Raw genomic sequence first — 20,377 nt, 5'->3', positions numbered from 1 at the left:
CACTGTAGCTTGTGACCTAGTATAGCAACAGCGATTGAAAATATCAGTTACCAAATGTTATAGACCGTACACACTAGATAGCAGCAAACCCTCCTCCCCCATATAACGGAATGATACTATGAGCGCCTTCCACACCTCGATACCAACCAGCCAAGCACAATCTAATAATCAATGGGTACTCGCCAGCAATAATAAAGGCAAGTTGGCTGAGTTTCAAAGGTTGTTTGCCCAGGCAAACTTGAATGTGAGTATCGTACCGCAAGGTCAGCTGGGTATCGAAGATGCTATTGAAGATGGATTAAGCTTTGTCGAAAATGCCATTATCAAAGCACGCCATGCCAGCCGTATCAGCGGTTTACCTGCCATTGCTGACGATTCAGGCTTGTGCGTTCCTGTACTCGGCAATGCGCCCGGTATTTACTCTGCCCGCTATGCAGGCGAACATGGCAACGATGACAAAAACAATGCCAAGCTCGTCACCGATTTACAGTCTTTTCGAGGTGAGCAGCCTATTCAAGGCATGTTCGTTTGCGTCCTAGCCATGGTACGCCACGCTGATGATTCGCTACCAATTATTGCCCAAGGTCTATGGCAGGGTGAGATTTTAGAAGCACCGCACGGTGATGGCGGTTTTGGCTATGATCCGCTGTTTTGGCTACCTGACTTAGAGGCTACTGCTGCCAGCTTAAGCGCAGCTGATAAGAATCGCATCAGTCATCGTGGTCAGGCCATTAAACAGCTATTGGCGCAGCTGGCGTTATAGGTTTTTTCTGTTGGCTCTAATCAGTTCAAAGCAAAATCAATACGTTTCTGATCACGTGCTACTGATATAAATTTTCCTTGCTTGCTGCTAAACAGAGGCTACGAAAAATTCATCTCAGTAGCACGTCGTTAGCCTTAGAGTAAACTGACTGTATCTTGCCTGTCTACAAGCGATTCATATAAAAATAAAACGACTTTAAATCTGTTTCTGTTTTGAACCAATAATTTTGAACTGACCATAGCAAACAGATAATTTTTACTTTAATAAGCAGATAGATTATACTGTTCTACTTTTAAAATTTTGTTGAAAGCCGTGATTTGGCTGTATAATTCACCAAAAAACGTTATTATGCGGCTTATTAACGGTTTATTATTGATATTTGATAGCGCTTATCACATCGACAGTTTCGTACGTTAGTCATTGCCTAGTATAATTTTATTACCAGCAGCGATTGCGTTTGGCACTGAGATTCAGAGTGTGCGCTGTTGCTGTCCCCTATTTATTTCAAAGACAATCGCTCGTACAAACCCGTATTTTGAGGCGCGGTTGTTTATTATTATTTAACCCTAAGTACTATTTCATTAATCAAACGTACTACTTAATCCTAAAGGTGTAATGAACATGGCTACAGATTTACAAGTCACAACCAACAAGCTATCTAATAAAGAGACTCAGCTAACGGTTAAAGTTCCTGTTGAAAAAATTCAAAACAAAGTTGAAGGCCGTATCCGCCAAGTAGCGAAAACTGCCAAGATCGACGGTTTCCGTAAAGGCAACGTCCCTATGTCGCATATCCGCTCTCAGTACGGTGCTGGCATTCAACAAGAAGTGATCAACGACGTTATCCGTGATACCGTGTTTGAAGCGATCAAATCTGAAGACATCCGCGCCGTTGGCATGCCTAACATTGATGATGTGAAACTTGAAGACGATTTCTTGGTTTATCAAGCCACGGTCGAAATCTTCCCAGAAGTTGACGTACAAGGCATCGATGAAATCGAAGTTGAGCGTCACACGGCACAAGTCAGCGAAGAAGACGTTGACACCATGATCGAAAATCTTCAAAAGCAACGTGAAGAGTTCGTTGAGAAAAAAGGCATGGCGGCGAAAGACAACCAAGTGACTTTTGACTTTGAAGGTTCAATCGACGGCGAAAAATTCGAAGGCGGCTCTGCTGAAGACTTTAAACTAGTTATCGGTAGCAACCAGATGATCCCAGGCTTTGAAGCGGGCATCAAAGGCATGAAAGCTGGCGAAGAAAAAACCATTGACGTGACTTTCCCAGAAGATTATCAAGCTGAAAACTTGGCTGGTAAAGAAGCTCAGTTCAAAATCAACGTAAAATTGGTTGAAAAATCTAAGCTACCTGAAATCGATGATGCATTCCTTGAGCTATTCGGCGTGACCGAAGGCGGCGTTGAGAAGTTAAAAGAAGACGTACGCAAAAACATGGAACGCGAAATCAAAAACGCCGCGCGTAGCCAAGTGAAGCAAGCGACTTTTGATGCGTTGCTAGAAAAGAACGAGTTTGACGTACCAAACGCCATGCTAGAGCAAGAAATCGAGCGTCAACGCAACATGATGATGCAACGTTTTTCTCAGCAGTTCGGTGCAAATGCTGATAGCTTTGACAAAGATATGCTGCCAAATGAGCTATTTGAAGAGCAAGCGCTACGTGCGGCCCGTCTTGGCATCATCGTTGCCCGTGTTATCGACACCAAAGGTCTAGAAGTGGATCAAGAGCGCGTTGAAACCTTCATCAAAGAAGCCGCTGAAAACTACGAAGATCCAAACGAAGTCATCGAGTACTACACCAATGACAAGCAGCAACGCGCTAACATTGAATCTGTCGTACTAGAAGACCAAGTGGTAGATTATTTGATCAGCCAAGGCAAAGTTACTGATAAAGAAGTTAGCTACCAAGACTTGCTAGCCGCTCAGCAACAACAGCAGCAAGGCATGTAATTGATGCGACAAGCTGTCTTTTTAGAGACGCTTTAGTCTGTTATCAACACTAAAAAGCGTCCTCAATCTTTTGATTGGGGACGCTTTTTTATTGCATTTTAAAAACAAGGTTTATTTGTCAATGTTCAACATACGCTAAATACAACAAGCGTTTTATACCAAAACAGGTGCAAATACAGCACCGAGTCCGAGTAACACGAGTCCGCGCTGCAACCATAAATTGTCACCCAAACGCTGCTGTAATTGTTGACTGATTAATGCGCCCACTGTATATAGCGCCAGCATCGTGACTAACATACCCGTATAAAACCCTAACTGACTGCCTACTCCGGCATTCGCTGGCATTTCCATCGCATGTGCCAACCCATGAAAAATGGCCAAGCCACCAAAACCAAATAACGACAGCCGGCCTGCGGATCGAGTCTGAGCTGAAAATGACTCTTGTCTACTCAGTTCACTCATCAAAACAATCGCTAAGACTGCCACTGATAGTAATATTACGCCTTCAATCATTCCTGATGAAGCGGCGAACCCAGCACCAGCCACTAATGTACCAACAGTACCTAATATCGCGCCCAAAGATAACCCACCTGCCAATGACACCATCCCTAAGCGCTGCTTTTTTAATCCATAAAACAACATACCCATGCCCACTGCCAAAAACAGATGATCAAGGCCAGTCAATGGGTGTATGAGTCCTGCTTGCAGTGTCTCCAAAAACGTAGGCGCATGCGTGGTGGTTGAATGAATATGACCTGGGTGCGCCTGCGCTAAAGAGGGCAGCATCAGTAATGCTGCTAGTGCCGATGAGCCAATCGTCGTATTGCGGGGCGATAAAATCTGCGAAAACTGAGGCGGTTTTGTGCATTGTGTCATGGGGGTTTTTCCTTATTATGTGTGCGCTGATTGTCAATAATGGTCGGTGACTAAGCGAATAAACCGTGCTCTTTAATGAACGCGATAATTTCATCCAGTCCATCACCCGTTTTCATATTGCTGAATACAAAGGGTTTGTCGCCACGCATTTTTTTGGCATCGCGCTCCATCACGTCAAGCGAAGCGCCTACCATTGGGGCAAGATCGATTTTATTGATAATTAATAGATCAGATTTGGTAATACCAGGGCCACCCTTACGCGGTATCTTATCGCCTGCAGAGACATCAATGACATACAAGGTCAAATCAGACAGTTCTGGGCTAAAGGTCGCCGCCAAGTTGTCCCCACCTGATTCGATGATAATCATCTCCAAGCCTTCAAAGGTCGCTTGCAATTCAGCAATGGTTGTCAGGTTGATGGACGCATCTTCACGAATGGCAGTATGTGGGCAACCGCCCGTCTCCACGCCGCGAATACGCTCAGCTGGCATGGCATTGTTGCGGGTCAAAAACTGCGAGTCTTCTTTGGTATAAATGTCATTGGTCACGACGGCCATATTGACCGTGTCACGCAAGTTTTGGCACAGCCGTAAGGTCAAAGCCGTCTTGCCACTACCGACAGGTCCACCAATTCCAAGACGTAAGCAGGACAAAGAAGAAGGCTGGTTTGAGGACTGGTTTGAGTGCTCACTATCAATATGTGAGTCAGGTACAGATTGGGTGTTTTTTGGTTTAAGCGGGGTTAGAGACATCGTAAGCTCCTTAAATGGTTCATATAAGAATAATGATAAATAGGGATAAATGTAAATTATGAGCGAAACAGCCGGCTGTACTGCTCCTCATGCATACTCGAGAGGATCGCCAAATTGGGCAAATTATTAGAGATATTGAGTCTCTCATAGAGGTCTTGGCACAGCTGCTGACAATCTTGCTCTTCACTCTTATCTACAGCATCAGTGTTTAATGACGTAATTAACGTATCAAAGCCATGCTGCACGTTATCGCTCAGTGCATCAACCTGAGCGCTCAGATCACTTTGCAATTGCCACAAGATACGCTGACCCGCCATCTGCCCTAGCGGTACGGTCTTCACAGCGGCGAGCACCATATTCTCTAATTGCGCAAATCCATAAGTCGTCATCGACTGCGCCAGTGGTATTTGCCAGTGCTGGGCAATATGAGCGAATAACGGTAAGTAACCATCATCAGGTATTTCCGCAGGTATGCCAAGAGCAAGCACTTCATTAAGCCAAGATACCATCGCCTGTGCCAATTGCTGGGACTCAAGTACAAACTCTTTACTCTCTAGGCTGGCATGATAGTTGTGTGCCAGATGCGCCGCCAGTACGTCATAACCTTGATCAAGTGCTTGCATTATTAGCCCTAAAGTAGGTAGCTCGTAGCCAACAACTGCGAGCGCTAGATAGTCTTGCATAAACACCAGCGTGCTAGCTTCATCAGAGATAACCCCTGATTCAATCGCTGACTCCACCCCTTGAGAATAGGTATAGCTACCGATCGGTAAATTACTCGATGCCAGCATCAATAGCTGTCCAAGCTGGTCAGGCCGCATACCGGTCACAGTCGTCATTTAGACTGACCTATCCGCTTCATTATGGTGACTATGTCCATGGCTGTCATCATGGCTGTGGCTGTCATCATGACTATGGCCACTATGGCTGTGCGAATGTGCATGGGAATGAGCGTGACTGTGACTATGACTGTGCGAATGTCCTCCTTGTCCTGTCTGATAGGCACCCGTCTCAGGCTCGAATGGCACGGACGTTGACTCGGTATGTAGGCCCAAATTTTCTAGCATTTGTGCCAGCACATGATCGTTTTCAAAGTACAGCGCATACCCTGCATCATTATGGTCAAACATTAATGGTACATGACGGTTGCCCAAATGATACGCGCCTTTCATCAATAAAAAGTCATTATCAGCCGTCACTTTGGTCACCGCTTGCGGTTTGGCGATGACCTGCATCAGACTCCCTGCGGCATTGATAAGCACGTCATCTCCTTTTAAAACGCCTGTACGCGGCAGGTCAATACCGACTGCCTCACCTGAGACAGTCATCGCTCTAAAGCGAGAATGCTGACGGGTATCAAAGTCTAAAAGCAGATAGTCGTCCGCTTGATACTGTTCTGCTAATTGTGCTTTTTGAAGGTCGCTAAGGGTACTTAAACGAGTATTAAATATTTTCATAAAGATGATGCTCTTATTTTTAGGGCTCAAACGATTGATCAATCGTATTGATGGTAAATGTATTAAGAATAGGATTCAGATCTTAACTAAGTAATCAGCTGTTTAACGAGACTTGGCAAAATTCAGCCATCTTTGCGCCATTTCGTTGTGGTTCGGATTAAGGATACGCCTCCATCCTTAGAATAAAAAATAACGCTGTGCCATGGGTAACACGTCAGCTGGCTCACAAGTCAGCGTTTTGCCATCAGCGCGCACCTCATAGGTCTCAGGATTGATATCCATATCGGGGCAGTAGCTGTTAAAGCGCATATCGCTTTTGCGAATAGCGCGGATGCCATGTACTGGCTGAATGACCTTGGTCAATCCAAGCTGCTTATCCACTTGTTTGTCTATGGCTGCTTGTGACATAAAGGTGATACTGGTTTGGGCGACTGACTTTGGATATGACGCAAACATAGGACGATAATGCACAGGTTGAGGGGTGGGAATTGAGGCGTTGATATCGCCCATTGGTACTGCAGCGATGAGTCCACCTTTAATGATGCACTCAGGCTTCACCCCAAAAAACTTGGGCGACCAGAGCACCATATCTGCCCATTTACCCACTTCGATGGAGCCAACCATATCGCTAATGCCATGCGTGATCGCAGGATTGATCGTATATTTTGCGATATAGCGTTTAATACGAAAGTTGTCATTGTCCGCGCTTTGGTCATAGTCTGTCAGAGTAATGCGCTGCGCTTGATGCTCTGTATCCGCTGTCGTATCGGGGGCGAGATGACCGCGTTGGACTTTCATTTTGTGCGCGGTCTGCCATGTACGAATAACCACCTCGCCCACGCGACCCATCGCTTGTGAGTCACTACTCATCATCGATATTGCGCCCAAGTCATGCAAGATGTCTTCTGCGGCGATTGTTTCTTGGCGGATACGGCTTTCAGCAAAAGCCACATCTTCTGCGATAGCAGGACTCAAGTGATGACAAACCATCAACATGTCGAGATGCTCATCAATGGTATTGACGGTATATGGTCGGGTTGGGTTGGTTGAGGATGGTAGAACATGCGACTCGCCAATCGCCTTTAAAATGTCAGGCGCGTGACCACCGCCCGCGCCTTCCGTATGAAAGGTATGGATGCAGCGGTTCTTAAACGCGGCTAATGTGCTCTCAAGATAGCCACTTTCATTTAAGGTGTCGGTGTGGATAGCGACCTGTACATCATAGTCTTCAGCAACGCTCAGACAGTTATCGATGGCTTGCGGCGTCGTACCCCAATCTTCGTGAAGTTTGAGTCCCACTGCTCCTGCTTCGATTTGCTCAGCAATGGGCGTCGGCACACTCACATTGCCTTTGCCCAGCAGTCCAATATTCATGGGGATGCTGTCGGTAGACTTTAGCATTGAGGCAATATGATACGCCCCTGGTGTGCAAGTGGTGGCAAGCGTTCCTTGCGCAGGCCCTGTGCCGCCGCCAAGCATCGTGGTAACGCCTGACATCAGCGCCGTCTCGCACTGCTGCGGCGCGATAAAATGAATATGACTATCAACGCCACCTGCGGTTAGGATTTTACCTTCACCAGCAATGATTTCAGTCGCACCGCCAATAGGAATATTAATGGCAGGCTGAATATCAGGATTGCCCGCTTTACCAATGGCGCTGATACGACCATCTTTGATACCGATATCCGCTTTGTAAATGCCTGTATAGTCTACAATCAACGCATTGGTAATCACCGTATCAGCAACCTCAGCGCCCAGCAGTTGGCCTTGTCCCATGCCATCGCGAATGACTTTGCCGCCGCCAAATTTAACTTCATCCCCTTTAATTTCAGTGGTCTGGCTAAGACTTGCACCATTTTTCAGCTTATCTGTTTGGTCGGTGTCAGTATCTTTATGGCTGGTTAAATCCGCCTCAACCTGTAGCCAAAGCTCAGTATCAGCAAGGCGCACTTTATCACCTGTTGTCGGGCCAAAATGCTCTGCATAAATCTGCCGACTCACTCGCTTCTGTGAAGTAGCTTTTGGCTTTTCCTTATCAGCTTTATCCGATATCTCGTCTGACTGAACCGCGCCCATGACGCGCCCTGCAAAGCCATATACTTTCTGCTTGCCAGCGTAAGCCACCAACTCCACTTCTCGCGACTGACCCGGCTCAAAACGGACTGCCGTCCCCGAGATAATATTTAGACGAAAACCACGGGTTTGCTCCCTATCAAAACTCAAAGCATCATTGACCTCATAAAAGTGATAATGCGAGCCAATTTGAATCGGCCTGTCGCCCGTATTGCTGACACTGATGGTCTGTACTTGTCGCCCTTGGTTTAAGATAATATCGCCATCTTGGATATGATATTCGCCTGCTTGCATGGGAGCCGCCTTATATTATAGGTATTATTTTAGTGATAGCTTTCAGTGACAAACAGCGCTATACGATGGGATTGTGTACCGTGACCAGTTTGGTGCCATCGGGGAAAGTCGCTTCGATTTGCACCTCGTCTACCATCTCTGCCACCCCTTCCATAACGTCAACGGCAGACAGATACGTCGCCCCTTCACTCATCAATTCAGCGACTCTTTTGCCATCTCTAGCCCCTTCCATTAGCAGCATACTGATATAAGCGATGGCTTCAGGATAATTGAGCTTAACACCGCGATTTTTGCGGCGCTCAGCCACCATGCCAGCGGTAAACAGCATCAGTTTGTCTTTTTCTGTTGGGGTCAGATGCACGGTTATTCCTTATTGTATTTATAGCAAATTAGAAGGTTCTGTAGCGTTAGATATCGCCTAAAAACAGTCTTAATATCACGTCAATTTTAATCTTAAAAACGTAGGTTCAGGTATCCCAAATACGGGGGCGGCAAGGCGCAAGCTGCCACCAGTGCTCACGCAATACTTCTCTAAGTTGATAAAAAGCCTCAAAACAGCCGCGCACATCTGAACCAACATAACGGATATTAACCGCTTGAAAGTTGTGCGTGCAGTAGACTGGCAATCGAGCTTGGGCAATGATTTGACGTAACACCACGACGGTATTGTCTAGATAACGGGTTAATGCTTGTTTGGTCGTGGCGTGTGCCGTCTCGGTGGATTGTGTGGTTTGAGTGGATTGTGTGGTTTGAGATGCCGATAGCATGCGATTGTCATGCACATCGCTCAAACTGGGTACTGCCCAAAATGACCCATAAACATGCTGACCTGCCAGCCCCAAGTTTGATGTGAACCAGCGACTTTGTGCGGACTGAGCCACACGTTCAGACACGATGACTTGTCCCTCTCGATAGATATTCAAACCAGTATGGTAATGCCCTTGCAAAAACTGCTCATCGTATGCCTCTCGCCCAAATACGTTAATCTCCCATGTCAGCAGGCTGGACGACTCTGCCAAATCAAAGCGACTTACCGCGTGCATGTTGGCTTCATTATAAATAATACTCTCTTGCGGCAACCATTCTAAGCGTGCATCTGGCTTTAGCGTGGCTTGTAGGTGTTGACTTGCATACTCTGCCATCTCGTTTTGAGTCACGCTAAGTCGGTCACTACTATTATTGACGGGAGCCTTGTTCTCTGGAGCCTTGTTCTCTGGAGCATTGTTCTCTACGGAAGTATCAACCTCGATGTTGGCATGGATGTTGGCGTTGTAGTGTAAGTGCAATGGTGCATCTGATTGGTGGGACAACGCTTTGCTTCTTTGGCGAACACTGTTTTTGCCGTACCATTTACCCGCTCCTGGTGTGGTAACAAAAGCGTGACTACGACTCTCTAAATACAAGTTTATAGTCAGCGTATCGCCGCCCGCAATGCCTGCTGGCGGATAAAGCATCAATATATGACAAGTGCCTTGCTGACCCGTCGGCTCAGGATAAAAGGCACGCTGTACCATAAGCGCACCCGTATGCTTTCGGTGGTACAGACGAGTCTTAACGTCAGCGGTCTTACCTTCGCCAGTATTCGTGCCTTTAACCGTGTCAAAACGTAGTGCTAAGGAGGAAGCCCAACTCATTTTATATACTCATTTGCTCATTAGACATAATTCAGTGTTTTGCATGACCACCAACGCCGCCAACTTTACTATTACCGCTAACTTTACTATCAATAGTGTTTTTATTTATGTCATTGTCTATTATTCATACAATCATTGTGCCAGCTTGCAATCAGCCCATTATCAAACAACGTATATTTATGCGCTCAACAAGCTGATTTTGTGGTATTTTTTCACAATTAGTATGACTTGTTGGGCTGATAGCATTATTTTTTAAACAGAGTTTTTGCTCTCTGCACCCCCTCAATAACCAACTATTTGCACCAAACTATGCCATTTTATGGATAATGATGCACCATTTCCTAGCAGATACGTATTAATAATCCTTATCTGAGTACACTGCCTCACTGCCTCATTGAGCGTTTATTCGTCTTATTCGCCAACTGAGGGTTAACGCTCCCTGACCATATTTACCTTAATCGATTGTCTGATTAATAGAAAAATAGGCATGATAAAGCTTGATGAATCGTCATTTGTACGATTGACTGGCAAGATAGGTAGATTGTCAGACAGCTAATCAGGTATTCTATGTTAAAAAGTGAGAAGACATACGGCTCATAATACCGATATTGGGTCAGTTTTTTTATGCGTCTGATGACTTAATGACATTTTAGCCAGCCGTTTTCTCTTTGTAACCACAACTGCCATTCATACAGGCAAAATTGACAATAGTGGACGCTCAGTTTTTCATCTATTTTATGCACAAACGGGTTCTGTAGGCTTGAATAGTGAGCACAGTCCCCCTATAAACAATCCATTAGCTCAAAACCTACTAGACAATAAAATTATTTTATTTATTTTATACCTTTATCGATAGGATATTTCTATGACAGATTATGATCGCATCACTGCCAACCCACACTTTGACATGCTGATGAGTGCGCACAATGACGTGCAAGGCGCACAAAACACTCAGAGCGCTTTAGTCCCTATGGTTGTCGAACAATCATCGCGCGGCGAACGCTCGTTTGATATTTTTTCACGCCTATTGCGTGAGCGCGTGATCTTTTTGACCGGTCAAGTCGAAGACCACATGGCCAACTTAATTGTGGCGCAGTTGCTATTCTTAGAAGCTGAAAACCCAGACAAAGACATTCACTTGTATATCAACTCACCCGGCGGTTCAGTGAGTGCAGGTTTGGCTATTTTTGATACCATGAACTTCATCAAACCTGAAGTCTCTACCATCTGTATGGGCGGTGCTTATAGTATGGGTTCATTCTTATTGGCAGCGGGTCAAAAAGGCAAGCGCTATTCACTTGCCAATGCGCGCGTGATGATTCACCAGCCATCAGGCGGTGCGCAAGGTCAAGCGTCAGATATCGAAATCAATGCGCGTGAAATTCTAAAAACGCGTGCGCGCTTAAACCAAATCTTAGCTGAACGTACGGGTCAGCCAGTAGAAAAGATTGAAAAAGACGTTGAGCGTGATTTTTGGTTAGATGCCCAAGAAGCTAAAGAATATGGGTTGGTTGATGAAGTATTAGAGCGTCGTCCTGACTCATTATCATAAGATCGAAGATTTGATAAACATCGAATGCCCGAGCGCCATGCGTTTTGGCATCGATGCTCACCATTAGAATACTTATAAGCGTTAAATTTTAGGAGCGCCTTTTATGGCAGAAGACAACACCCCGCATTGCTCGTTTTGCGGCAAAGCCAAAAGTGATGTACAGCAGCTGATTGCCGCTGACGACGCCAATATCTGTAATGAATGTATTGAGCTGTGTACCGACTTAATTGCAGACAGTGCCGAAGACAATGACGACGATAGCGACATTGATACCTCTTGGGTCAATAAGAAGCTACCCACGCCAAAAGAGCTGCGCGCCAAGCTTGACGAATATGTCATTGGTCAAGATGCCGCCAAAAAAGCATTGGCCGTTGCTGTTTATAACCATTACAAGCGTCTAAAGGTGAGCCAAACCTTGGCCAGTGATAGCAAAAAAGCCAAGATCGGCGCTGACGATGCGATGGTCGAGTTGGCCAAAAGCAATATTTTGCTGATTGGCCCAACTGGTTCGGGTAAGACGTTACTGGCGCAAACCCTAGCGCGTTTGCTGGATGTGCCGTTTGCCATGGCTGATGCCACGACATTGACCGAAGCGGGTTATGTCGGTGAAGACGTTGAAAACATCGTCCAAAAATTGCTGCAAGCATCTGATTATGATGTGAGCAAAGCTGAGCAAGGCATCATCTATATTGATGAGATTGATAAAATCAGTAAAAAAGGCGATAACCCTTCTATCACGCGTGACGTGTCGGGCGAAGGCGTGCAGCAAGCCTTGCTAAAACTTATTGAAGGTACGGTTGCTGCCATTCCGCCGCATGGTGGTCGTAAGCACCCACAGCAAGAGCTGATCCAAGTGGATACCAGCAATATCCTCATCATCGTTGGTGGCGCGTTTGCCGGTCTTGATAAAGTGATTCAGCAGCGTACTGAAAAAGGCGGGATTGGCTTTAATGCTGATGTCAGCTCAAAAGACGACAGCCGTCGTAGCTCAGATTTGCTACAGCAAGTTGAGCCAGAGGATTTGATCAAATTTGGTTTGATTCCTGAGCTGATTGGTCGTTTACCTGTCCTTGCTGCCTTACAAGAGCTTGATGAAGAAGCTTTAGTCCAAATTCTTACTGAGCCAAAAAACGCGTTGGTGAAGCAATATAAGTATCTGTTTGATATGGAAGGCGCTGAAATTAGCTTTACAGACGAAGCGCTTGACGCCATTGCCAAAAAAGCCATGGAGCGTAAGACGGGAGCGCGTGGTTTGCGTTCTATCGTAGAAAACGCGTTACTAGAAACCATGTATGAGTTGCCGTCTATGACAGATGCCAAAACTGTCATGGTTGATGCTGATGTGATCAATGAAGGCAAGATTCCTAAGATTGCTTAATGTTGTCTACCGACACAGTGCGACTGAGGTAAATTTTTCGTAGCCTCTGTTTAGCAGCACGCAAGGAAAGTTTATATTAGTCGCATGTGTCAGCAGCGTCTCTATCTTATTTAGCATCGACTGGCTTATACAAAAAAGCGTCTGGCATTTTCTGCTAAGGCGCTTTTTTTATGTTCGTTTTAGCCGTTACTCATGGTACGACTTAAATGACAGCCGCGTTTATCAATCGTAAACCGTGCTACTCACAAATCATGCTAAGGTATATAGTCTATTCAACGCATCCTATTTATAGTCAGTCTTAAATAAAATAGGAACAAGTATGATAGCGCGTCACTAAGATAAATTTTTCTTGCTTACTGCGGTGTTACCGACAGAGGCTACGCAAAATTCATCTTAGTAACCATCCATTTATTTTATAGTGGCTTTGCTATATTGCTTACCAGTACCACTGACTTATTAGCTGTCTCTCATTCATTAAACAAAGGATTGTTTATTATGCTTAACAATATAACTACGATGGCGTCCTCATTACGTCAGCACCTGCCCTTTTATACCCCCAGCGATCAAGATAATGATCTTGCGCCTTATTTCTGTGACCATGTCGCCGCCATTACTGGCGCAGGTTCTGGTATGGGACGCGAGCTTGCGCTTCACTTAGCAAAAATGGGCTGTCATGTGGCGCTATCAGATATTAATGCCGAACAACTGGCACAAACCAAAGAGATGCTGGTTGGTTACGACATTACTACAACGACGACCGTGCTCGACGTGTCAGACAATCAAGCGGTACAAGCGTGGGCCGATAGCGTGATGAGCGATCATGGCAAAGTCAATTTTATCTTTAACAATGCAGGCGTGGCATTCTCTTCAACGATAGAGGGCGCTAGTATTGAAGAGCTTGAATGGGTAATGGATATCAATTTTTGGGGCGTGGTTTATGGCACCAAAGCGTTCTTGCCATTGATCAAAAATAGCGTTAAACAAAGCGAAGTGGCGAGTGCTAATCAAGACGATCAACCCCGCCAGTTTAAAGAACACGGTCATGTTATTAATATATCGAGCCTGTTTGGTTTGACCGCTCAGCCTTCATACTCTGCTTACAACGCCAGTAAATTTGCTGTGCGCGGCTTCACAGAGAGCTTGCGTCAAGAGCTCGACATCCAACGCTGCGGCGTTTCAGCGACCTGTATCCATCCAGGCGGTATCAAAACCAATATTGCCAATAGTGCGCGCGGTAATGATAGCGTTAGTGATGTTGGTATGCATACAGGCGAAAAGGCTATTAAAAACTTTAATAAGCTATTGAAATTCGATGCTAGCAAAGCCGCGTGGGTTATTTTGCGTGCCGTAGCGACCGATCAACGTCGTTGTCTGATTGGCAATGATGCCAAGGTGGTTGATGCGGTACAGCGTGTCTTCCCATCACATTACAGTCAGGTAATAAATGACATCACTCAGTTATCGCGTAAGTTAAAACCACGACGCAATAACAAGCGTAGTCATAAATCGAGTACCGCTTCGTAAATAACCTCGTTTGCTTGTCATGTCTTAAAACAATAAAGCCTCGCTGTTAAAAAAAGCCCCACTGTCAAAAATAGTGGGGCTTTTGCATAATAAGTTATCAATAATGATTGTTCAAATCAGACCACATATAGGCAAGCCATTATAAAATAAATACAGTGTTGCTACTAAGATAAATGTTGCATCGCCTTTGTCTGCGCAGGCACAGTCAGCAAGGAAAATTTATCTTAGTAGCGCGTTGCTATGTTTATAATGTTTGAATCATTTTATTTAGGACTGACCGTACCATACAGTTATTAAGGCAATTTCATATCGCCAACAACCAACCAGCCCAGACGGCGCATGATATAGGCGACCAAACCTGCAATCACAGCGGGCAAGACAAACATCAATAAAACAATGGCCATCCATAGCTGCGTTGTACTCATGATGCTTTGCGACGCTTCAATCACGCCGAACACACCAACCAAACCCGCAGTCCCCATACCCGCGCCCGTCGCCGTACAAGCCAAACCAAAACCGACGGTTGCAATAGGCCCAACGATGGCACTGGCAACCACCGCTGGTAATAGCACCAAAGGCTTTCTAAACACATTAGGAATCTGGAGCATACTGGTACCAAGACCTTGCGAGATGACCCCACTGAACCCATTGTCCTTAAAACTAGCAACAGCAAAGCCGACCATATGCGCGGCACAACCAACGACTGCCGCCCCGCCCGCCACACCGCCAAGTCCGATAGCAATACAAATGGCAGCACTCGACGTAGGCAATGTCAATAAAAGACCAACCACCACGGCAATGACAATGCCCATTAATAAGGGCTGCAATTCCGTAGCCGCCTGAATGCCTTGCCCGATGGCATTAACCGCTGCCACGATTGGCGGATTAAGTAGCATACAGACCAATAAAGCCACCGTACAAACCAATAACGGCACCAGTAAAATATCAAGCTTCGTCTTGCCAGCGACCCAAGTACCAGCTCGATACGCAAAGACAGACGCCAAATACGCGCCTATTGGGTTACCGGGCAATGCCACAAATGTTGCAGGTCCAGCCTCTTGCGGTATAAAGAGCGTCCCTGCCATCAGTGCCTCAGAGTGAGCACCAAGCATGCCCGCTACCAAGCAGCTGAGCATGACAAGCGTTGGTGCTTTTAGGTAATAAGCAATCCCCACACCGATACCAGCCCCCATCAAAACAGAAGCCAGTTTACCCACTGCTACTAAGGCTGGCATGGCTATCCAGCCACCGATTTGCGAGATGATTAGACCTGCAATCAAGGTGACAAATAGCCCCAGTGCCATACCAGTGAAGGCATCAATAAAATACTTCTGAAAAAATGCTTTGATAGTACCGATGGGCGGAGTTACTGAGTCAGATGCTGTCATGTCCATACTCTTTGTGAATGTTTAAATAAGATATAACCAACCAAAAAAACAAACTACTTTCTCTAAAAATAAGTCCTAAAAAAAGCGTCATTGCGACGCTTCTTTTATAATTAACCAACTATTAACTTCTCTATCGCCTAGCGGCGCTGTTCCACGATAATGGAATCGATACCGTTGTTTTGCAAACGCTGCTGAGCTGTGGCGACCGCTTGACGGTTATTCATTGGGCGCGAAATCACTTGGTAAATAGGCAAGCCATTACCTGTCGTATTTTTGACCACTCTGGCGTCGACACCAGCCATCAGCACTTGAGCACGGCGGCGATCGGCTTCATCAGCATCACCAAAGCTATTAATCTGTAAGATATAGGTCGCAGCAGGCTTGGCTGGTTGAACCGTTGCCGTACTGGCACCTGCAGTGTTTGCACGATTGCTAGTATTGCTGTTGTTATTAGACGCTGGCGCATCATCATAAGTCGCGTCTTCTTCAACCACGACGATATCATTACTACCACTACTGGTGGCGGCATTATTACCACGATTGGGCTCAGTTCCTGTATTTTCAGCAATACCGAAGTTACCCGCGTCATCATTAGGATTGGTGGTTGTACCGTCAGGTTGCGTCACGATGACATCAGGCTCAAATGCAGCGATATCGCCTATTCGATCGTTATCGCTTTCATCGATCTCTTCATCAGGAATGATGGCCATTTCTTGATTGGGTAGGATATCGTAGAACTCATAATCGCTGTTATCGGTATCAGTATCCACACGTGGCTGTACCTGCCGATCAGGATCATTCTCAGCGCTACTGTCAGCAGGACTGAAATTGAACAATGGCGATAGGTAAATAAACACCCCGATCATCAATGTCAAAATCGCCCCGACAAACATCCATAATAAGCCTGATACGCTACTTGACTTGCGCTTTTCAGTCGCACCTTTAGGTTTTTTGGCTAGCATGGATCTCGTTCTCCCTACTGATTCTATCTATCATCAATGTATTGCTATCATTCGTCTGTACTCATTCTACATGTTAGAAAATTATTACATGCTAGACGGTGCAGACAACCCCAACAAACTAAGGCCGTTGGCCAATACTTGTCGTACAGCTTTTGACAAACGCAGACGGGCTTGCATCAGCTCAATCTCATCTGTACTTGGCGTGTCCCCTGACGTCAAACTCACGGGCAAAATACGGTTGGTGTCATACCAGCCATGAAATAGGGCGGCCAACTCTTTTAAATAGTTGGTTAAGACATGAGGCTCATAGCCAGTCGCGGCACGTAATAAAGTTGCCGGATATCCTGCTAGCAGTTTAATTAACTCGTCTTCATTGGCTGCGCTAAGCAAGTTTTGCTGCGCTAAACCAATCGCATCGTCTACGACAAGACCACTGTTTTGCAGTTTCTCTAATACGCGGCAGACGCGAGCGTGTGCATACTGGATATAATAAACCTGATTGTCTTTGCTTTGTGATTTGGCAAGCTCTAGATCAAAATCAATATGCACTTCAGGCTTGCGGGCAACATAGTAGAATCGCGCCGCATCATTACCCACTTCTGCACGCAGATCACGCAAGGTAACGAATTGACCTGAGCGTGATGACATTTGTACTTTTTCACTACCGCGCCATAATGCCACAAACTGCACCAGCACCACGTCTAAACGCTCAGCATCGATGCCAAGCGCCAACAATGCCGCTTTGACGCGTGGCACATAACCATGGTGGTCTGCACCCCAAACGTTGATGACTTTATCAAATCCGCGATCAAACTTATTCTTATGATAAGCAATGTCAGAGGCAAAATATGTCGATTGACCATTAGCACGGCGGACAACACGGTCTTTTTCATCACCAAAATCGGTGGACTTAAACCAAATATTGCCGTCCTTTTCGTACAGATAGCCTTTTTCGTCTAAGGTTTGTAGTACCGGCTCAATTTCACTATCGATAGATCTTTCGCTAAACCAGCACTCATAACTCACACCAAAGTCGTTTAAGTCGTCTTTGATATCCGCCAAAATACTGCTCAATGCTGCGTTTAAAAACAGCTCGTAGCCATCGCCAAGTAAGGCTTTACTATTAACAATTAAGCCATCGATATGTGCTTCTTTATCGCCTGACACTAGTACTTTTTCGCCATCTGCGTTTGTCTCGTATTGCGCATCTGCTGGCACGTCTTTGGCAATGTCTGCAAAGCTATGAACGTAGCTATCGCCATGTTGTGTTTTTAGTGTCTGGGCGATATCACGAACATAATCACCGACATAAGCGTTTGATGGGAAAATAACGGTTTCGCCATTTACCTCTAGATAACGCAAATACGTACTGGTCGCTAAGATGTCCATTTGTCGACCGGCGTCATTGACATAGTACTCACGCGTGACGTCGTAACCAATCGCCTCGAGCAAATTTGCCACACTCATACCAAATGCCGCCCCGCGTCCGTGACCCACATGTAAGCTAGACGTTGGGTTGGCAGAGACAAACTCCACTTGTACTTTTTGCCCGTCAAACTGATTACTCAAACCAAAACGATCCTGCAAAGTAAAAATATCGTCTAACACAGCAAATTTGGCTTCAGCGTTCAAAAAAACGTTAATAAAGCCGGGGCCTGCGATTTCTACTTGGCGAATGTCTTGGTTTTTTGGCAGCGCACCGACGATCTTTTCGGCAAGCTGTCGCGGATTGGCTTTGGCCGCTTTGGCCGCTGTCAGCGCAATGTTGCTAGCAAAATCACCATGACTCAAATCTTTAGTACGAGTGATTTGGCTGTTGTTTTGCCAATCGCTGGGTAGCGTGCCATCAGCTTGTAGGGTTTGAATGGCATCATTAAATAGTGAGGCAAGTGTATCAATTTGGGTTTGTGACATAGGGTTTTGAACTCAGTTAAATAAACAACAAAAACAAGGCAAACATGGGGCGAATGCGCGCAATCGCTAACGGCTTATTATAATAGCGACCACATTGCAGGAGGTAAAAAATACAAAGAAATAAGTAACCTGTAAATATAGCAATCTTTACGCTTTATTGCATCATTTGCGCCAAAATTAGCACTAAAATCTTACTGTTATGACAAATAAACTTAATAACGTCTCAAGTTATAAGATTTTTTGAATTTTATACCATACTAATTCTGATTAAACCGTCCCAACCCAAGGGTATTTAAGACAAATACTACATAACTATCTGGACAAAGTGTAGCGTTCCTGTTTCCCAATACTGAGCAGTCGTTTATCCCTTTCTGTATCCGCGTTATAATAATGGTTTATATTGCGCTTCTAAGCCCTGTGAATGATAGAAGACGCGTTATTACTTTATAGGATTACGCCATGTTTGCTATTGCTGCCAGTACGGTCACTAATTGGGGACTGTACATTTTATTACCCATATTTATCGCGTTCTTATTTTTTATTGTGTGGGATATCTCCAAACAGTCTGAAGCGGGGCGCGCGGGTACTTTTTGGATATTTTTAGCATTAGGCGCAGGTTTTGTGGGCTTCTTAATCAAACTGTTGTTAGAAGTTGCGTTCAAAAGATGGTTCATATAACTCGCCATCTTTTGACTGTTATTCGCTTCTCATAGAACAAAAAGCCATTATGACTGACTGGCTTACTTTTTCATGCGTCAGTTATCTATTTCATGCTATCTTTTGGCAATCAAGGTCGCGCGCATCGGCGCAGGATAGCCTTCAATGGTCTTAGTCTCATCGTTGGTATCTAAAAAATCTGCTAGTGAGTGATACGTCATCCATTCGGTTTGACGCTGCTCATCAATCGACGTCACGGCCACATCAACGCAGCGAACGTCGGTGAACCCTACCTTTTCTAGCCAGCCGATTAACGCTGCAACTGAGGGTAAAAAATAGACGTTATTCATCTGCGCATAACGATCATGTGGCACCAGTACGGTATTGGCATCGCCTTCAATAACCAATGTCTCAAGCACCAGCTCACCGCCTTTGACGAGTTGCCCTCTTAGCTGCTGCAAGTGCTCAAACGGCGACTGACGATGATAGAGCACACCCATACTAAAGACGGTATCAAACAACTGACTGTGCTCTGGTAATGCTTCCAGTGGTACAGGAATATAATGGGTACGGTAGCGGCCAGTCTCATGAGCGTCAGCACTACCGACAAAATGACGAATCGCCATAAACTGATGGTAAAACAAGCAAGACGGATCAATGATAATGACAGTATCTGCCCCCGCGCCCGCCATACGCCAGCCGTGATAACCAGAGCCGCCGCCCACGTCTAATACGCGGCGACCGTCAAGTCTACCCAAATGCGGTGCGACCCGTTGCCACTTCCAATCACTGTGCCACTCAGTATCAATCAATATTGGCGCATTGGTATCGCTGTCATTTTGAGTCTCAACAGTTTGACTACTACCAATTTGAAAAGGCCCTTTGCGCCACGGCATCAGCTGCTTTAACAATGCCATCGTTTGCTTATGCTGAGAGTTACTGAGCGTTGTTTCAATCGTCAATGTATCACTGTCTAACCGCACCGCATCAACGTCTAAAATTGGCAAACGCGCCACCGAAGCTTGGTAAGCAGGGGCATGAGCATAGTTGGCTTTGTCTTTAATATCATTTAACCATGTTGGCAATCGCGTGAGCCACTCATACGCGCTTGGGTACTGCTGGGCGAGCTCTAATAGGGTTAAATACAGTTCGCGTTCGGCGTGCGTGATCGTGTCGTTAAGCATAAAA

General features: G+C 45.6%; 17 protein-coding genes. 6 read left to right on the top strand and 11 right to left on the bottom strand.

Translation table 11 applies throughout. From position 1 onward, the window contains the following. Positions 1-118: 118 nt before the first annotated feature. Both rdgB and tig read left to right on the top strand, forming a co-directional pair. A complete protein-coding gene (gene rdgB / locus AAJP47_RS13070; RefSeq protein ID WP_346718342.1) occupies positions 119-763 on the top strand; it encodes an RdgB/HAM1 family non-canonical purine NTP pyrophosphatase in 645 nt (214 codons plus the stop codon). Positions 764-1,384: 621 nt separating this feature from the next. Then, positions 1,385-2,728: a trigger factor gene (gene tig, locus AAJP47_RS13065; RefSeq protein ID WP_346718341.1), complete on the top strand. Its 1,344-nt coding sequence runs from the start codon at positions 1,385-1,387 to the stop codon at positions 2,726-2,728. Between the two features lie 153 nt (positions 2,729-2,881). Here the strand turns inward: tig and AAJP47_RS13060 are convergent, their stop codons facing one another. The 7 genes from AAJP47_RS13060 to AAJP47_RS13030 all read right to left on the bottom strand — a co-directional run bounded on the left by AAJP47_RS13060 (position 2,882) and on the right by AAJP47_RS13030 (position 9,814). After that, positions 2,882-3,604, bottom strand: a complete 723-nt coding sequence (locus AAJP47_RS13060) for a HupE/UreJ family protein (RefSeq protein ID WP_346718340.1) — start codon at positions 3,602-3,604, stop codon at positions 2,882-2,884. Positions 3,605-3,654: 50 nt separating this feature from the next. Beyond that, the gene (gene ureG, locus AAJP47_RS13055) at positions 3,655-4,356 is read right to left on the bottom strand and encodes an urease accessory protein UreG (RefSeq protein WP_346718339.1); all 702 of its coding nucleotides are present in this window, start codon (positions 4,354-4,356) and stop codon (positions 3,655-3,657) included. A 56-nt stretch (positions 4,357-4,412) separates the two neighbouring features. Continuing rightward, complete coding sequence (locus tag AAJP47_RS13050; protein ID WP_346718338.1) at positions 4,413-5,195, bottom strand: urease accessory protein UreF; 783 nt, start codon at positions 5,193-5,195, stop codon at positions 4,413-4,415. Then, positions 5,196-5,813: an urease accessory protein UreE gene (ureE, locus tag AAJP47_RS13045; protein ID WP_346718337.1), complete on the bottom strand. Its 618-nt coding sequence runs from the start codon at positions 5,811-5,813 to the stop codon at positions 5,196-5,198. 177 nt (positions 5,814-5,990) lie between these two features. Continuing rightward, on the bottom strand, positions 5,991-8,180 hold the full coding sequence (ureC, locus tag AAJP47_RS13040) for an urease subunit alpha (protein WP_346718336.1): 2,190 nt from the start codon (positions 8,178-8,180) through the stop codon (positions 5,991-5,993). Positions 8,181-8,238: 58 nt separating this feature from the next. Continuing rightward, the gene (ureA, locus tag AAJP47_RS13035; protein WP_346718335.1) at positions 8,239-8,541 is read right to left on the bottom strand and encodes an urease subunit gamma; all 303 of its coding nucleotides are present in this window, start codon (positions 8,539-8,541) and stop codon (positions 8,239-8,241) included. A gap of 106 nt (positions 8,542-8,647) precedes the next feature. Beyond that, positions 8,648-9,814 (bottom strand): urease accessory protein UreD, encoded by a 1,167-nt coding sequence (locus AAJP47_RS13030; protein ID WP_346718334.1) that lies wholly within the window; start codon positions 9,812-9,814, stop codon positions 8,648-8,650. 913 nt (positions 9,815-10,727) lie between these two features. Here AAJP47_RS13030 and clpP point away from each other — a divergent pair. The 3 genes from clpP to AAJP47_RS13015 all read left to right on the top strand — a co-directional run bounded on the left by clpP (position 10,728) and on the right by AAJP47_RS13015 (position 14,268). Then, on the top strand, positions 10,728-11,366 hold the full coding sequence (gene clpP, locus AAJP47_RS13025; RefSeq protein ID WP_346718388.1) for an ATP-dependent Clp endopeptidase proteolytic subunit ClpP: 639 nt from the start codon (positions 10,728-10,730) through the stop codon (positions 11,364-11,366). A gap of 103 nt (positions 11,367-11,469) precedes the next feature. Continuing rightward, positions 11,470-12,744 carry an ATP-dependent protease ATP-binding subunit ClpX gene (gene clpX / locus AAJP47_RS13020; RefSeq protein WP_346718333.1) on the top strand — a complete coding sequence of 425 codons (1,275 nt, stop codon included), beginning with the start codon at positions 11,470-11,472 and terminating at the stop codon, positions 12,742-12,744. A gap of 495 nt (positions 12,745-13,239) precedes the next feature. Continuing rightward, entirely contained in the window at positions 13,240-14,268 is a 1,029-nt protein-coding gene (locus tag AAJP47_RS13015) for an SDR family NAD(P)-dependent oxidoreductase (RefSeq protein WP_346718332.1), read from the top strand. 293 nt (positions 14,269-14,561) lie between these two features. Here the strand turns inward: AAJP47_RS13015 and AAJP47_RS13010 are convergent, their stop codons facing one another. The 3 genes from AAJP47_RS13010 to argS form a co-directional block, all read right to left on the bottom strand. Continuing rightward, positions 14,562-15,656, bottom strand: a complete 1,095-nt coding sequence (locus AAJP47_RS13010; RefSeq protein ID WP_346718331.1) for a PTS sugar transporter subunit IIC — start codon at positions 15,654-15,656, stop codon at positions 14,562-14,564. Positions 15,657-15,793: 137 nt separating this feature from the next. Then, on the bottom strand, positions 15,794-16,618 hold the full coding sequence (locus AAJP47_RS13005) for an SPOR domain-containing protein (RefSeq protein WP_346718330.1): 825 nt from the start codon (positions 16,616-16,618) through the stop codon (positions 15,794-15,796). Between the two features lie 84 nt (positions 16,619-16,702). Beyond that, a complete protein-coding gene (gene argS / locus AAJP47_RS13000; RefSeq protein ID WP_346718329.1) occupies positions 16,703-18,532 on the bottom strand; it encodes an arginine--tRNA ligase in 1,830 nt (609 codons plus the stop codon). A 459-nt stretch (positions 18,533-18,991) separates the two neighbouring features. Between argS and AAJP47_RS12995 the strand changes: the two genes are divergently transcribed. Continuing rightward, the gene (locus AAJP47_RS12995) at positions 18,992-19,210 is read left to right on the top strand and encodes a DUF2788 domain-containing protein (RefSeq protein WP_346718328.1); all 219 of its coding nucleotides are present in this window, start codon (positions 18,992-18,994) and stop codon (positions 19,208-19,210) included. A gap of 95 nt (positions 19,211-19,305) precedes the next feature. On the opposite strand, the gene cmoB is transcribed toward AAJP47_RS12995, so the two are convergent. Beyond that, on the bottom strand, positions 19,306-20,373 hold the full coding sequence (gene cmoB, locus AAJP47_RS12990; protein ID WP_346718327.1) for a tRNA 5-methoxyuridine(34)/uridine 5-oxyacetic acid(34) synthase CmoB: 1,068 nt from the start codon (positions 20,371-20,373) through the stop codon (positions 19,306-19,308). Between the last annotated feature and the right edge of the window lie 4 nt (positions 20,374-20,377).

The organism is Psychrobacter halotolerans (assembly GCF_039680845.1).
Classification (GTDB): Bacteria; Pseudomonadota; Gammaproteobacteria; order Pseudomonadales; family Moraxellaceae; genus Psychrobacter.
Note: the sequence above shows the minus strand (reverse complement) of the source record. Positions and strands in the feature narration are given on the sequence as shown.

Bases quoted from the DNA above. Each gene is read 5' to 3' on its own strand.
- AAJP47_RS12995 (WP_346718328.1), top strand. From the start codon at position 18,992: ATGTTTGCTATTGCTGCCAGTACGGTCACTAATTGGGGACTGTACATT.
- ureC (WP_346718336.1), bottom strand. From the start codon at position 8,180: ATGCAAGCAGGCGAATATCATATCCAAGATGGCGATATTATCTTAAAC.
- clpP (WP_346718388.1), top strand. From the start codon at position 10,728: ATGAGTGCGCACAATGACGTGCAAGGCGCACAAAACACTCAGAGCGCT.
- AAJP47_RS13010 (WP_346718331.1), bottom strand. From the start codon at position 15,656: ATGACAGCATCTGACTCAGTAACTCCGCCCATCGGTACTATCAAAGCA.
- cmoB (WP_346718327.1), bottom strand. From the start codon at position 20,373: ATGCTTAACGACACGATCACGCACGCCGAACGCGAACTGTATTTAACC.
- ureE (WP_346718337.1), bottom strand. From the start codon at position 5,813: ATGAAAATATTTAATACTCGTTTAAGTACCCTTAGCGACCTTCAAAAA.
- rdgB (WP_346718342.1), top strand. From the start codon at position 119: ATGAGCGCCTTCCACACCTCGATACCAACCAGCCAAGCACAATCTAAT.
- argS (WP_346718329.1), bottom strand. From the start codon at position 18,532: ATGTCACAAACCCAAATTGATACACTTGCCTCACTATTTAATGATGCC.
- tig (WP_346718341.1), top strand. From the start codon at position 1,385: ATGGCTACAGATTTACAAGTCACAACCAACAAGCTATCTAATAAAGAG.
- AAJP47_RS13050 (WP_346718338.1), bottom strand. From the start codon at position 5,195: ATGACGACTGTGACCGGTATGCGGCCTGACCAGCTTGGACAGCTATTG.
- AAJP47_RS13030 (WP_346718334.1), bottom strand. From the start codon at position 9,814: ATGAGTTGGGCTTCCTCCTTAGCACTACGTTTTGACACGGTTAAAGGC.
- AAJP47_RS13060 (WP_346718340.1), bottom strand. From the start codon at position 3,604: ATGACACAATGCACAAAACCGCCTCAGTTTTCGCAGATTTTATCGCCC.
- AAJP47_RS13005 (WP_346718330.1), bottom strand. From the start codon at position 16,618: ATGCTAGCCAAAAAACCTAAAGGTGCGACTGAAAAGCGCAAGTCAAGT.
- AAJP47_RS13015 (WP_346718332.1), top strand. From the start codon at position 13,240: ATGCTTAACAATATAACTACGATGGCGTCCTCATTACGTCAGCACCTG.
- clpX (WP_346718333.1), top strand. From the start codon at position 11,470: ATGGCAGAAGACAACACCCCGCATTGCTCGTTTTGCGGCAAAGCCAAA.
- ureG (WP_346718339.1), bottom strand. From the start codon at position 4,356: ATGTCTCTAACCCCGCTTAAACCAAAAAACACCCAATCTGTACCTGAC.